The sequence below is a fragment of the Brevibacterium aurantiacum genome, assembly GCF_007558825.1.
Classification (GTDB): domain Bacteria; phylum Actinomycetota; class Actinomycetes; order Actinomycetales; family Brevibacteriaceae; genus Brevibacterium; species Brevibacterium aurantiacum_A.
Map to the genome: position 1 here is coordinate 302,646 of NZ_VLTK01000004.1, position 14,130 is coordinate 316,775.

15 protein-coding genes are annotated in these 14,130 nt (G+C 62.9%); 5 read left to right on the forward strand and 10 right to left on the reverse strand.

Translation table 11 applies throughout. The annotated features are described in order from the left end of the window. Positions 1-6: 6 nt before the first annotated feature. Positions 7-624, reverse strand: a complete 618-nt coding sequence (locus FO013_RS08785) for a class I SAM-dependent methyltransferase (RefSeq protein WP_143922162.1) — start codon at positions 622-624, stop codon at positions 7-9. Beyond that, entirely contained in the window at positions 624-1,607 is a 984-nt protein-coding gene (locus tag FO013_RS08790; RefSeq protein WP_260848067.1) for an NAD(P)/FAD-dependent oxidoreductase, read from the reverse strand. The genes FO013_RS08785 and FO013_RS08790 overlap by 1 nt, the downstream gene beginning before the upstream one ends. A gap of 114 nt (positions 1,608-1,721) precedes the next feature. On the opposite strand from FO013_RS08790, the gene FO013_RS08795 reads away from it, so the two are divergent. Further along, positions 1,722-2,339 (forward strand): helix-turn-helix domain-containing protein, encoded by a 618-nt coding sequence (locus tag FO013_RS08795; RefSeq protein WP_143922163.1) that lies wholly within the window; start codon positions 1,722-1,724, stop codon positions 2,337-2,339. Positions 2,340-2,345: 6 nt separating this feature from the next. On the opposite strand, the gene FO013_RS08800 is transcribed toward FO013_RS08795, so the two are convergent. Together FO013_RS08800 and exaC are read right to left on the reverse strand one after the other, a co-directional pair. Continuing rightward, a complete protein-coding gene (locus FO013_RS08800) occupies positions 2,346-2,765 on the reverse strand; it encodes a DUF779 domain-containing protein (protein ID WP_143922164.1) in 420 nt (139 codons plus the stop codon). Beyond that, entirely contained in the window at positions 2,765-4,288 is a 1,524-nt protein-coding gene (gene exaC / locus FO013_RS08805) for an acetaldehyde dehydrogenase ExaC (protein WP_143922165.1), read from the reverse strand. Before exaC ends, FO013_RS08800 begins: the two co-directional genes overlap by 1 nt. A 302-nt stretch (positions 4,289-4,590) precedes the next feature. Between exaC and FO013_RS08810 the strand changes: the two genes are divergently transcribed. Then, positions 4,591-5,625 (forward strand): BUD32 family EKC/KEOPS complex subunit, encoded by a 1,035-nt coding sequence (locus FO013_RS08810; protein WP_143922166.1) that lies wholly within the window; start codon positions 4,591-4,593, stop codon positions 5,623-5,625. Here FO013_RS08810 and FO013_RS08815 read toward each other — a convergent pair. From FO013_RS08815 to aqpZ, 4 genes are all read right to left on the reverse strand, one after another. Beyond that, positions 5,622-6,074: an SRPBCC family protein gene (locus FO013_RS08815; protein ID WP_143922167.1), complete on the reverse strand. Its 453-nt coding sequence runs from the start codon at positions 6,072-6,074 to the stop codon at positions 5,622-5,624. The genes FO013_RS08810 and FO013_RS08815 overlap by 4 nt on opposite strands. Positions 6,075-6,218: 144 nt before the next feature. Continuing rightward, entirely contained in the window at positions 6,219-6,842 is a 624-nt protein-coding gene (locus tag FO013_RS08820; protein ID WP_143922168.1) for a M23 family metallopeptidase, read from the reverse strand. An 8-nt stretch (positions 6,843-6,850) separates the two neighbouring features. Continuing rightward, positions 6,851-7,183 (reverse strand): GNAT family N-acetyltransferase, encoded by a 333-nt coding sequence (locus FO013_RS08825; RefSeq protein ID WP_143922169.1) that lies wholly within the window; start codon positions 7,181-7,183, stop codon positions 6,851-6,853. Next, the gene (gene aqpZ, locus FO013_RS08830; protein ID WP_260848068.1) at positions 7,180-7,953 is read right to left on the reverse strand and encodes an aquaporin Z; all 774 of its coding nucleotides are present in this window, start codon (positions 7,951-7,953) and stop codon (positions 7,180-7,182) included. Before aqpZ ends, FO013_RS08825 begins: the two co-directional genes overlap by 4 nt. Before the next feature lie 179 nt (positions 7,954-8,132). Here aqpZ and FO013_RS08835 point away from each other — a divergent pair, with 179 nt between their 5' ends. Then, entirely contained in the window at positions 8,133-8,348 is a 216-nt protein-coding gene (locus FO013_RS08835; protein WP_143922170.1) for a hypothetical protein, read from the forward strand. A 3-nt stretch (positions 8,349-8,351) separates the two neighbouring features. Here FO013_RS08835 and FO013_RS08840 read toward each other — a convergent pair whose 3' ends face one another. Next, a complete protein-coding gene (locus tag FO013_RS08840) occupies positions 8,352-9,422 on the reverse strand; it encodes an AI-2E family transporter (protein ID WP_143922171.1) in 1,071 nt (356 codons plus the stop codon). 107 nt (positions 9,423-9,529) lie between these two features. Here FO013_RS08840 and FO013_RS08845 point away from each other — a divergent pair, with 107 nt between their 5' ends. Further along, positions 9,530-12,106, forward strand: coding sequence for a M3 family metallopeptidase (locus tag FO013_RS08845; protein ID WP_143922172.1), 2,577 nt, complete (start codon positions 9,530-9,532; stop codon positions 12,104-12,106). Continuing rightward, entirely contained in the window at positions 12,081-12,830 is a 750-nt protein-coding gene (locus FO013_RS08850) for a queuosine precursor transporter (RefSeq protein WP_143922173.1), read from the forward strand. Before FO013_RS08845 ends, FO013_RS08850 begins: the two co-directional genes overlap by 26 nt. Here the strand turns inward: FO013_RS08850 and tgt are convergent. Then, positions 12,827-14,119: a tRNA guanosine(34) transglycosylase Tgt gene (gene tgt / locus FO013_RS08855; RefSeq protein ID WP_222103592.1), complete on the reverse strand. Its 1,293-nt coding sequence runs from the start codon at positions 14,117-14,119 to the stop codon at positions 12,827-12,829. The genes FO013_RS08850 and tgt overlap by 4 nt on opposite strands. Positions 14,120-14,130: the final 11 nt, after the last annotated feature.

The following is a 14,130-nucleotide window of genomic DNA, read 5'->3' on the forward strand; positions in this document are numbered from 1 at the left end:
CCCGGCTCAACAGTCGCGGCCAGCCTTCACCACGACGTCGTCGATGGTGATTGCGCGGCCTCCAGGTCCGACCATCGTCCGCTGTGACTCTTCGGCGGTGACGACGGTCCAGACTGCTGGATCGAGACGATCCGTGATGGAGGCGGCGGTGGCTGAGGCTTCTGCAGGTGGATGAGATTCGCTATGGCCGCGGTGCAGGTGGCCGACGATGAGCAGGGTTCCGCCGGGTGCCACCCAGGAGGCGATGCGGTCGTAGAAGTCCAGCTGCCCCATCGCAGGATGCGCATAGTGGGTGGTGACCAGATCGTACTGCGTCTCCGGCACCCAGACGGACAGGTCAGCCCGGACCCATGCGATTCGCCCGGCCATCCCGGCAGCGGCCGCACGATCCTCGGCATAATTGAGCGCAGTGTCGGCGACGTCGGCGCCGGTGACATCCCATCCCCTGTCCGCCAGCCAGATGGCTTCTGCTCCGGCACCGCAACCGGCATCGAGGGCAGTCCCGGGTTCGAGCTCACCGATCTCGTGGACCAGGTGGGGGTTCGGATCGTCTGAACTCATCATGGGAGCTCGTTCGCCGTCCCAGATGTCATCCCAGTAGTTCTTATCGAATGAGTGAGTCATCAGCTTGCCCTCCCGGCCCGCTCGTCGTTCAGCTCTGCCACTGCACGGTCGAGGTCCTTGAAGATGAGATCGGTGTTGATGTGCTGGGCGGCGAGCGCTCCGGCTGCCGCCGCACCGCTGACCTGTGCTCCGATGTCCGTGGCGTTGCCGGCGACCCAGACACCCGGGACTGAGGTCAGTCCGAAGGATTCGGTGTCGATGAAAGCTCCTGCTGGATGTGCCGTGGGTTCGAGACCGATGCCCGCGAACAGTTCGCTGCGCGCGACCATCGGTGTGGCCACAACCACCGCGTCCACAGCAACGACCTGCCCATCGTCCAGGCGTACACCGGTGAGTGTATCGTCGATGATTTCGAGGCCCTCGATGCCGCCTTCGATCACTGGGATGTCGAGTGCCTGCAGCTTGATCTGCTCCTCCTCGCTCAGCTCGTGGTCTCCGGCGAAGAGCATCACCTGGTCGCTCCACTGGCGGAACAGGAATGCCTTGTGGACGGCCATCGGGGTGGTGACGAGGACTGCGATGCGGCCATCCCGAACCTCCCACCCATGGCAGTACGGGCAATGGAGCACGCCATGGCCCCACTGCTCGCGGACACCGGGGATCTCGGGCAGCTCGTCGACCAAGCCGGTCGCAATGAGCAGGCGCCTGCCTTCGACGGCGCTCCCATCGCGCAGGGTGAGCGTGAAACCGTCTTCAGCACCGCTGACTGCGACGACTTCATCGTCGATGATCTCCCCTCCGTAGCTGAGCACCTCTTCTCGTCCTCTCGTCAGCAGCTCCTGAGGACTGATGCCTTCGTGGCCCAGCAGGCCGTGCACTCCATCCGCGGGAGCGTTGCGAGGTTGACCCGCGTCGATCACGGTCACGCTCCTGCGTGCGCGGGCCGATGTCAATGCCGCACTGAGGCCAGCTGCTCCCGCTCCCACGATCACGACGTCTCGGATTGCGCTCTTATTCCCTGCCGCGCTCATATTCCCTGCCATGTCTCTCGTCCTCCCAAGAAATCAGGAACTGCCTCTGCGACGTTCCACTACCTCGATGGTGACAAGCATTACTCGCCATTGCAAATGCGTTTGCCGAATGGCAAAATTGTGAGCATGGATGAACTCATGGACCGCACCCTCGATGCTGTCGGACCACGCTTGAAGCAGCTGCGACAGCGCCGCGGCATCACTCTGACCGATCTTTCCGAAGAGACCGGCATCTCGATCAGCACACTGTCCCGGCTCGAGGCTGGTCACCGCCGCCCCAGCCTCGAACAGCTTCTGCCCCTGGCGCGCGCATTCGGTGCCACTCTCGACGAGCTCGTCGATGCTCCCCCGACCGGGGATCCGCGCATCAATCTGCGTCCGATCCCCAGTGGTGACGGTCGGACCATCCTGCCCCTGACTCGTCGGGCCGGGGGCATCCAGGCCTACAAATTCATCCTTCCCGCCGGGGACGACGAGGCAGTGCCCGAGCTGCGCACCCATGACGGCTATGACTGGGCGTTCGTCCTCAACGGCAGACTCCGACTCGTCCTGGGCGAACACGACCTCATCCTCGAACCGGGCGAGGCCGCCGAGTTCGACACTCGCACTCCGCACTGGTTCGGCGCCACCAGCTCAGGACCGGTCGAATTCCTCAGCCTCGTCGGCAAGCAGGGAGAACGAGCCCACATCCGAGCGGCACCGAAGCGCCACCTCGGCGCAGAGCAGAAGCGCCAGGCGAACTGACTGGCGTCAGCCGACGTCCATGAGCGTCGACCGGATGATGAAGCGATTGCCCGTCGGTGACTCGACGCTGAAGCCGCTTCCCCGTCCGGGCACCACATCGACCGTCAGATGTGTGTGCTTCCAGTATTCGAACTGCTCGACCGACATCCAGAAGTCGATGCCGGACTTCTCGCTGTCGTCGATGGGCAGTTCGAAGTGTCCGAGCAGGACGTCCGCATCGGAGGTGAGGAAGTCGCCTTCCGGGAAGCACATCGGCGAGGACCCGTCGCAGCAGCCACCCGACTGGTGGAACATCAGTTGACCGTGTTTGGCGACCAGTTCGCCGAGGAGGTCGACGGCGGCCTGTGTCATGGCAACCCGGGATTTCTCCTCCCCGCCGATGGTGGGGGTGGATTCCAGTGCTGCTGTCTGTGTCGATTCACTCATCAGAAAAATCCTTGTGCGTTCTCCGAGTAGCTGACCAGCAGGTTCTTCGTCTGCTGGTAGTGGTCGAGCATCATCAGGTGGTTCTCTCGGCCGATTCCCGATGATTTGTATCCGCCGAACGCGGCATGGGCCGGATAGGCGTGATAGTTGTTCACCCAGACACGGCCGGCCTGGATGTCACGGCCAGCACGGTAGGCGATGTTGCCGGTGCGGGCCCAGACGCCGGCCCCCAGACCGTAGAGCGTGTCGTTGGCGGTGGTGATGGCGTCGTCGTAGTCCTTGAACGAGGTCAGTGCTACGACAGGACCGAAGATCTCCTCCTGGAAGATCCGCATATTGTTCGAGCCCTTGAAGATGGTGGGCTGGACGTAGAAACCGCCTGAGAGATCTCCTTCGAGTTCGGCCTTGTCACCGCCGATGAGCACCTCGGCACCTTCGTCCTTGCCGATCTGCAGGTAGGACATGATCTTCTCGTACTGATCATTCGAGGCCTGCGCGCCGACCTGGGTATCGGTGTCGAGCGGATTGCCCTGCTTGATCGCACGCACACGCTCGACACCGGCTGCGACGAAGTCATCGAAGATCGACTCCTGGACGAGAGCGCGAGACGGGCAGGTACAGACTTCACCCTGATTGAGTGCGAACATCGCGAAGCCTTCGAGCGCCTTGTCGCGGTAGCTGTCGTCGGCGGCGAGGACGTCTTCGAAGAAGATGTTCGGTGACTTGCCGCCGAGCTCCAGGGTGACCGGGATGATGTTCTGCGAGGCGTACTGCATGATCAGACGACCGGTCGTCGTCTCACCGGTGAACGCGATCTTCTTGATCCGCTTGTTCGAGGCCAGGGGTTTGCCTGCCTCGACGCCGAAGCCGTTGACGATGTTGAGGACACCGGGTGGCAGCAGATCGCCGACGAGTTCAGCCAGGATGAGGATCGAGGCCGGAGTCTGCTCGGCGGGCTTGAGGACGACGCAGTTGCCTGCGGCGAGCGCCGGTGCCAGCTTCCACGTGGCCATGAGGATGGGGAAGTTCCACGGGATGATCTGTCCGACGACGCCGAGCGGTTCGTGGAAGTGATAGGCCACGGTGTCGTCGTCGATCTGCGACAGGCCACCTTCTTGGGCCCGGATCGCTGCGGCGAAATAGCGGAAGTGGTCGATGGCCAGTGGGATGTCGGCGGCCAGTGGTTCGCGGATGCCCTTGCCGTTGTCCCAGGTCTCGGCGACCGCGAGCATCTCAAGATTCTCTTCCATGCGATCAGCGATCTTGAGGAGGATGTTCGAGCGCTCGGTGACCGAGGTCTTCCCCCAAGCCGGTGCTGCTGCCCAGGCCGCATCGAGGGCGGTTTCGATATCGTCGGCGGTGGAACTGGGGATCTCTGTGAATGCCTGTCCGGTGACGGGAGTGATGTTGTCGAAGTAGTCGCCGTTCTTCGGCGGCACCCACTCGCCTCCGATGTAGTTCTCGTAGCGCGACTTGAACGTGACGAGCGAACCTTCGGTACCGGGTGCTGAGTAGACTGCCATGACACTCCTTCGTGTGAGTCCATCCGCTCGCATCGCACGCATTGTTTCGCGTGCAGGGCATGGTCGTGGTCGACTGCGCGGAGCGGACGAGTCCGTGTCCTCTCACCATAGGGCGGAGAGAGTGTACGAACAATAGCCTGCACGATTTCGAGGTGAACCTGCACGATTTCGAGGTGAAGTTGAGAGAATGACTCCATGGATGTCGGACCGTTCTCTCCCGCCGATCGCGAATCGCTCTATGCTCTCTTCACAAGAGCAGGCGAGGGATCACCCGGAAACACGATCGGCTTCAGCGTAAGGTCATGACTCCGCGCGTGGACAGTGCCCGTAGAATCTCTGCCGAGATCCACAGACTCGATGATTCACAGGTATGTGCGCTCGTCGACGCCGCTGAGATAGCAGGGGTCGGCATCGGTGGAACCACGAGAACTGCTGAGATCGATGGAGCTCCTGTCTTCATCAAGCAGCTTCCACTCACACACAGCGAAGCCTCGGATCCGACCGCCACCCGCAATCACACTGGACTGCCGTTTGTCAGCCACTACGGGATCGGGAGCCCGGCGCATGGTGTCGGGCGCGAGCTGTCAGCACACACGCTCACCTCCGATTGGGTCCGCTCCGGGGAGACAGACTTCTTTCCACTCCTGCTCGGGTGGAGAGTCGTCGAGCTGAAGTGCGAATCCGACCTCAGCGAATTCGACGGAGACGGCCCGAAGCACCGATGGGGCACCTCTTGGCCTCAAGTTGAGACGAAGCTCTCCGAGATGACGTCCGCGCCCACAAGTATGGTGCTCTTCCTTGAACATGTCCCTGAGACCTTGGGGTCGTGGGTGCGCCGAAGCGTGGCCGAAGGCAGCGGATCGACGGTGTTTGCTGAGGCCGTGGGACAGATCATCGATGCCACGGCGTGGATGGAGAAGCAGGGATTCCACCACTTCGACGTGCATCCGGGAAACATCCTCATCCACGACGGCAGACTGATCTTCACGGATTTCGGACTCTCGCTCCACCGCGATTTCGATCTCACCGCGGACGAGGAGTCATCGCTGTCCACTCATCGCGGCTTCGACCGTGACACCGGCCTCATGCACCTGTTTCACTGGACGCTGTTCGAACTCGGATACACCTCCGGGTCCAGGCGGTTGGAGCTGCTGCGTGCTGCAGCAGCTGATCCGGCAGCCTCAGCGCTGAAGCCGGTTCGCGCAGCTCTCGGTGGAAAGGGCGCCGACCTGATCGCTGAGCATGCGAGTGTCGCTGTCCGTATGACGGAGATGTTCGCCGTTCTCATGCAGGATGCGTTCGGCACCAGGTACGACAGACGACAAAGCTGGTTCTAGTCGGTTCTGATTATATTTCGCCGGAGGAGTTCGAGGCTGAAGTCCCACCCGTCGGCGAAGAAGTCACGCGCTTCGCCTCGGCGTTCGATTGGAATGTCGTCAAAGCAATGTACGATGGTCACCTTCGTATCCTTGCCCTGAGGCTGCAGCGTGATCTCGACACTGTCGGATCGGCCGAAGCGCCCATTCGTCCAACGAAGGATCGCGAAGCAGCGCCGCTCGTCGAAGACAGTGATCTCACCAGCGAGCACATACTCGTAGGCGCGGTCGCTGTAGTGCTCCTCGTAGGGGCTGCCGACTCGTGGTTCGAAGTCGATCTGCACTGTCGGCGGCGGACACCACCATCTGCTCAACCGAATCGGGTCTGCCACGTGCGGCCAGACCTGGGCAGCCGGCGCTTTGATCACCAGCGATCTGTCGAAGCCCCAATCCGGAAACTTGTCGGCCATGGGCACATTCTTCAGTGTCCGGCATCAAGCCACAAGGATGATTCAGATCGGCCGGTCGTACTCAGAGGCGGAGTCGGTGACCATGATCAAGTTATACCGATCATTGTTTATCACGTACATAAGGGCCAGTTGGTCGGCGGGTTCTCATTCGAGCGTTCTACCCGAGACGATCGAACCGTTCGACGGCAAGGCGCCTCTGAACGCAATGCGCGCAGCCACGGCGTGGTCAACGTCGACACGGTCGAACGCTTGGACATGTAGGTGCGGTTGGGTGCTGTTGCCGGAGTTTCCACACCGGCCGATCTCCTCGCCGATCTCAACGTGCTGCCCTGCCCGAACCCGTGTGCTGCGATGCTGGAGATGGCAGAGCGAGACTATACCGCCGAAGCATCTGATCATGACGTGATTGCCGGCGAGCGCAAGCCAGCCCGCGCCGGCACGGCGGGCCTGCGTCAGCGAGTATCCGATCGAAGGGACACCGCGGTACGAGAGATGATCACGCTCAGCGTCATGAGAGGCCACGACAGTTCCTGCGACCGGAGAGAGCACCGGACGGCCGAAGCCGACAAAGTTCTCCGGAGGTTCCGGACGGAGGAGGGAGTCGAAGGTGAAGGGCGCCGATCTCCCAGAGCCATCGACCGGCACGAAGTCGATTGCGTATGAGGTCGCGAAGAGGGTCGTGCCGTGACTCGGCACCCGGTCGGCGGGACTGTTCTGGACCAGCCATCGGCCGGTGAATGGGTAGTCCATATCGAGCAAGTCGGTCATGGGGTGGGTCACCTCGTGGAGTGCCCCCGCCGTACCGAGGAATACAGGATCATGTCGCGACGTTCGCCGCCGACCAGCTGACCGCAGTGACCGATCGCGAAATCATCGGTTCGACGCGCAATCGTGAAGGAGAAGCCAGCTCCCTCTGCATGACGACCCTGCTGGCGTTCGACCCAGTCACTGGCTTCCTGCATGGTGGCGTCTCCTGGCAGTGAACCCGTCTGCGGCACATAGGGATCGGTCGACAGCTGCCGAGCCATTGCGACGTCCCGCGCGTCCACTGCTCGCAGCAGAACCTGCCCAGAGACCAGTGCCTCCGCGGGCCAGGGTGGCAGCGTCATCCGCCCTCGGTGATCGGAACTTCGGCAGCCTTCGGGAACAGAAGATTATAGGTGAGTCCGGCGACGGCGGCACCAGCGAGCGGTGCGAGGAAGAACACCCACACCTGACCGAGCGCGTCTCCACCGGCGAATACCGCGACACCGAAGGAACGTGCCGGATTGACCGAGGTGTTCGACACCGGAATGGCCACGAGGTGGATGAGTGTGAGTGAGAGGCCGATCGCCAGAGGAGCCATTCCGACCGGGGACCTGTCGTCGGTCGCCCCGAGGATGACGTAGAGGAAGATGGCGGTGAGGACGAACTCGGCGACGAGGACGCTGACCAAGGAGAATCCGTTCGGGGAGAATTCTCCATAGCCGTTCGTCGCCAGTCCGTCCTTCGCAAGCGAATAGTCGGGATTGCCCGAGGCGATGAGGAGAACGACTCCACCGGCGACGATTCCTGCGACGAGCTGTGTGATCCAGTAGGGAACGGCGTCCTTGACCGGGGTCCTGCCCGCAAGTACACAGCCCAGCGTCACTGCGGGATTGAAGTGTCCACCGGAGACATGTCCGACGGCGTAGGCCATGACGACGACGGTGAGACCGAACGCCAGCGCGACGCCGAGGAATCCGATGCCCATATTGATGCCGTCGTCACCGACGACCTTTGCTGCGAATACGGCCGCGCCGCAGCCGCCGAAGACGAGGACGAAGGTGCCGAGGAATTCGGCGAAGATCTTTGAGACTAGGGTGGGTTTCTGCTGGAGCGCCATGATGATTGATCCCATCTGTGATGCGTGCCACATATCATGCCGTTTTCCATACTACAGGCACGTCTCAGCAGATGAGCCCAAGTTCCGCTGTCATTTCCTCTGACCGGGTGCGACGCAGGCCCACACCAACGGCATGACCATGATCAGGCAGGGCGTCCTCGGCGAGGGGACCGGCACTTGGTACGCTGACGAACATGAGCGATGTCGACAGCCCGGTTCTCCGCCTGATTCCATATCTCGCGGCATTCACGGTCGCGGTGTTCGTCGGCCTGCCTGTGATGGGCAACGGAGATCTGTTGACGGCCGTCGTCGTCATCGCGGTCGCATACTTCATGACCTACTACCTGGTCAGGTACGTCATCGGACTCATCGTCCGCAGCCGCCGAAACCGCACCGACGACCAGGACTAGCTGCTACCGCTTATCCTGCGCGGGCACGACGACCTTGCGGATGATGATCATTCCCGAGGCGGCCACGGGCACAGCGACCACGGCGCCGAGGACTCCGCCCAGGGTGCCGCCGGCGATGGCCGCAATGATGACGAGCGCACCGGGCACATTGACCGCGGTCTTCATGATGCGGGGGCTGAGCAGGTACGCCTCCACCTGCATGTACACGAGGTAGTAGATTCCGACGGCGATCCCCAGGCCGGGTGAGACCATGAGGCAGGATCCGGTGATGATGATCGCACCGGTGATCGGGCCGACGAGCGGGATGAGCGAGGCGAGGAACGCGATGAACGCCAGCAGCGCCGGCAGCGGGGCACCGATGATGGTGAGGAAGATCGCCGAGCACACACCGTTGACGATGCCCAAGGACACCTGTCCCAGAACGTAGCGTCCGATGGATCGGGTGACTTCCTCAGTGACGGATTCGACGGTCGGTCGGGAGCTCGCAGCGACGATGGAGAGCATGGCCGATTTGATCGTCGGCATCGTCACGGCGAAGTAGATGGTGAGGATGACGACGATGACGACACCGGCGAGGAAGCTGAGAATGCCGGCTCCGATGGACACGACCCCGCCGCCCAACGACACCACGTTCTTCGGGTCGGATGCCCACTCACCGAGGTTGGCGAAGATCTTGTCGAGATCGACGGCTCCGGTGAACCTCTGTTCGAGGTCGGCGACCCACCCCGTGGCCGCCAGGCTCGCGACGATGTCCGGAAGATCGCCAATGAACTGCTGGATCTGGCTGATGACGGCAGGGGCGATGAGCAGCACGGCCCCGGCGACGATGGCGAGGAACGCCAGAACGACGAGGACGACCGACAGGGACCGGGGCAGCTTGCGTTCGACCAGCCACAACACGATCGGTTCGAGGCCGAGCGCGAGGAACAGGGCCAGGCCGATGTAGATGATGACAGTCGCCACGGACTGCAGCGCCGTGATCAGCCCGAATGCGAGTCCCACTCCGAGCGTTCCGGTGAAGCCGACCCGGAATGCGCTGTTGAGAGTCAGCGTCTTTCCCTGCCCTTTGCCCATGGTGACAAGTGTAACCAGCGACCATGCGCTTCAGCGTGTTCACGCGTTAGGATCGAGGGCGAGACCTGGCACAAACCTTCAACCGTGTAGAAAGTGGTACGTCGACGATGAGCTCCGATCCGAACAGCATCGATGTCTGGGAGGCTTTCCTCGACCCACAGGGCGACTTCTCACTGCCCGACTTCTCCGCGGTCACTCCGGCATCACTGATCGCTGCGGTCAGGGCGGCCACCGACTTCGCGCGGTCCGAGGTCGAAGACATCATCGGTGATGAGAACGATCCGACGTTCGTGTCGACAACCGTGCGCTTCGAATCCGCGACCATTCCCATGGCCCGGATCGCGGCCGTGGTGAGCGCCGTGGAGTCGAATCATTTCCGTCCCGAACTCGCCGATGCCGTCGCCGAGGTGTGGGACCGCCTGTCCGCGGCACGGACCCGGATCTTCCTCGACGTCGATCTCTTCCACCGCATCGAACAGGTCCCCTCCAGCGATCTCAACCCCGAGGACAAGCGTCAGCAGGAGCTCACAGTCGAGGAGTTCGTGCGTGCGGGAGCCCGCCTCGGCGAAGAGGAGCGGGATCAGATGAGCACGATCGCGGCCGAACTCACGACCTTGGCAACCTCGTTCTCCCGTGCACTGCAGAAGGACACCCGGGATCTCGCAGTCCATCTCCGCGACGCGCAGCAGCTGACCGGGCTGAGCGAGGACCAGGTCGCCGCCGCCGCGACCCGGGCCGCCGAACGCGGCACGGACGGGTATCTGCTGCCGCTGAACAACTTCACTCAGCAGCTCGTCCTCGAGTCCCTGGAATCCGCCGAGACCCGCAGACTGGTGCTCGGCAATTCAACCTCGCGCGGCGCTCGAGGCGGCGAAGGCGACACCCGCACCCAGGTGGCCGACACCACAGCGCTGCGAGCGCTGCAGGCGAAACTGTTGGGATACCCCTCGTACTCTTCATTCGCAGTCGACAACCAGACCGCCGGCGGACCCGATGCGGCCGCGGACATCGTCTCCTCACTCATCGCCCCGGCCAACGCTCAGTTGGCGGCAGAGTTGGCGCAGGTCAAAGACCGCTACGGCCTCGATGATGTCGCATCCGAGGATGTCAAACACCAGCTAGCGCGATACCGGGCAGATGAGTTCGGCATCGATGCCGACGAGGTGGCCAAGTACTTCGAGTTCGACACTGTCCTCAAAGAGGGCGTCTTCCGCGCCGCAACGGGCCTCTACGGAATCACCTTCGCCCCACGCGAGTCAGTCGTCGGCTGGCACGAAGATGTTCGCTCCTTCGAGGTCACGGACGCCAATGAACGCACCCTGGGGCTCATCCTCCTCGACCCGTATTCTCGGGATACGAAGCGCGGCGGCGCCTGGATGGGCGAGTTGGTCACGAGTTCACGACTGACCGGGCACCTGCCTGTCGTCACCCTCTCACTCAACCTGGCCAAGCCCGGCGAGGGCCGACCGACGCTGCTCAACCCCACCGAGCTCAACACCTTCTTCCACGAATTCGGCCACGTCCTCCACGGCCTGTTCGCGAACTCGACCTACCCGTCGACAGCCGGCACCGCCGTTCCACGCGACTACGTGGAATTCCCATCTCAGCTCAATGAGATGTGGCGCTTCCACCCACAGGTCCTCCCCCACTACGCCAAACACGTCGACACGGGCGAGCCGATGCCCGAATCGCTGGTCACAGCCCTCATCGAAAGCGAGAAGTTCGGGCAGGGATTCGACACGACCGAATACCTCGCCGCGGCCATGCTCGACCTGTCGTGGCATTCCCTTGAAGCCGGCGAGCACATCACCGACGTCCTCTCCTTCGAATCCGAGGTCCTCGCCGCTGCCGGGTTCACCACTCTCGTTCCACCCCGTTATCGCACCACCTACTTCGGCCACATCTTCGCCTCAGGCTATGCCGCCGGCTACTACTCCTACCTCTATTCGGAGGTCATTGCGGCCTGGGTCAGCGAATGGTTCGACGCTCAAGGCGGACTCAACCGTGAGGCCGGCGATGCCTTCCGCGAAGCGATACTGGCCCCCGGCTTCTCCATCGATCCGATGAGCGCGATCGAACGGTTCTTCGGAACACGCCCTGATGTGGCGCCGCTGCTGCGCCGTCGCGGGCTGGCGGAGCCGGTGGAGGAACCGGTCGAATCCGTCGAAGAGCCCACTGAGGTCGAAGCCGTCGAACCACAGGAACACCGCAACCATGCTGAAGTCGCCAAGGTCCTCGAGGGGAAGGGGATCGAGCCGCAGATCAGACTCTTCACCGATGCCACGCCCACTGCAGCCTCGGCGGCGGAGAAGGTCGGTGTCGAGGTCGGCGCGATCGCCAACAGCCTGATCTTCGCCTCCGGCGGGGAGCCGGTGCTCATCATGACCTCGGGACGTCACCGCGTGGACACTGAGCACGTGGCCGGGCTCATCGGCGCGGACTCCCTTGACCGAGCAGACAAGGACCTCGTGCGCACCGCAACGGGCCAGGTCATCGGCGGTGTCGCGCCCTGTGGACACCCGCAGCCGATTCCCACGTATGTCGACACCGCGCTGAAGGACTATCCTGTTCTCTGGGCTGCCGCCGGCACACCGAATTCGGTGATGCCGCTTTCATACGAGCAGCTGCTGGCGATCACCGGAGGGAAGGAAATCACTGTTGTCGAAGAAGGTGCCGAAGGCTGAAGGCTCGGAAGAGCCGAGCCCTGAAGGCTCGAATGCGCTGAGCGCTGCGAGCAGATTTGCGGCCTTCGCCTCCTCCAGGGGGCGCTACTACGCGGTGATCCTCGCCGTGTTCTCGGCGATCCTCATCATCTCCAACATCTCCGCGACGAAGGTCATCGGGTTCGGACCCGTAGTCACCGACGGCGGTGCCTTCCTGTTCCCCATCGCCTACATCCTCGGCGACGTGATCAGCGAAGTCTACGGTTTCAAGGCCGCCCGCAAGGCCGTCATCACCGGCTTCGGGCTGCAGATCCTGGCGACCTTCGTGTTCTGGCTCGTGCTCATCTCACCGCCGGGACCGGGCTATGAGAACCAGGACGCGTTCGCCGCTGTCCTCGGCTTCTACCCACGCATCGTCGCAGCATCGCTGATCGGATACTTCTTCGGGCAGCTGCTCAATTCCTATGTGCTCGTGGCCGTGAAGAAGCGGATGGGCGAGCAGAAGCTATGGGTCCGTCTGCTGACATCGACGGGCGTCGGTGAGTTCGTCGACACCCTGCTGTTCTGCGTCATCGCCTTCGCCGGCGTCATCCCCGGCCTCGACTTCATCAACTACATCGTCTTCGGCTTCGTCTACAAGGTCGCCGTCGAAGTCATCCTCATGCCCGTCACCTACCGGGTGATCAAGCTGGTGAAGAAGCACGAGCCCAGCTACGAACTGCCCGGTGGCGGCGAGGCAGCCTAGCTGCGCTGCTTCGCGTAGTAGCGGCCGAGCACCTCGGTCTCGAGTGCGGAGAAGCGGCCCTCTTCCATGGACCGTCGGATCTCGGCGACGAGATTGACGACGAAGTACTCGTTGTGGATCGTGCACAGGGTGGAGAAGAGCATCTCCTTCGCCTTGTACAGATGCCTCAGGTAGGCCCGCGAGTAGTTCTCACAGGTGTAGCACTTGCAGTCCGGGTCAAGCGGGCCGAAGTCCCGTCGATACTTCGCTCCGGTGAGGTTGTAGCGCCCGTCGCGCGTGTAGATGGCCGCATTGCGGGCAACGCGCGAGGGCGAGACGCAGTCGAAGGTGTCAGCACCGGTCTTGATCGCCTCGAACAGGTCATCGGGCTCCGAGATGCCCAGCAGGTGGCGGGGTTTGTTCTCCGGCAGCTCCTCGCATACCCAGCGGATGATCGTGCCGAGATTCTCCTTCTCCAGAGCGCCTCCGATGCCGAAGCCGTCGAAGTCCATCGCGCCCAGGTCGCTCGCGGCCTTACGTCGCAGGTCCTCATACTGTGCGCCCTGGAGCACGCCGAACAGCGCCTGGTAGGGCCGGTGCGTGCGCGCTTCGGTCTGCCGCTTGTGCTCCTCGATGCAGCGCAGTGCCCACTGGCGGGTGCGCTCCAAGGACAGCACCTGGTAGCCGCGGGTGTTGACCAGCGTCGTCAGCTCATCGAAGGCGAACATGATGTCGGCGCCCAGTTCGTGCTGGACCCGCATGGAGACCTCGGGGGTGAAACGGTGCATGCTGCCGTCGAGGTGGGATTTGAAGGTCACGCCGTCGTCGTCGACATTCGACATTCGTTCCTTGCCGACGGCAACGAGATCATCGTTCTGCTCCCCCGTCGACTCCATCGAGATGACCTTCTTGAAACCCGAGCCCAGGCTCATGACCTGGAATCCGCCCGAGTCGGTGAACGTCGGGCCGGGCCAGTTCATGAATTTTCCCAGTCCGCCGGCCTCATCGACGAGCTCGGACCCTGGCTGCAGGTAGAGGTGGTAGGCGTTCGAGAGCACCGCCTGACCGCCGAATTCTTCCACCTCGTCGGGGCGCACGGCCTTGACCGTGGCCTTGGTGCCGACAGGAATGAACGCGGGAGTCGCGATGTCACCGTGCGGGGTGTGGATGACGCCTGTGCGCCCACCCTCGTCGAGGCGAGTTCCGATCTCGAACCCGAATCGGGAGCGGTCGTTGATGGCCGGGGCGTCGGCGCTGCCGTCGTTTGAGGAGGCTGTCTCAGATTCTGCGGAGGATTCGATTCGGGTCACCTGACAAGTTT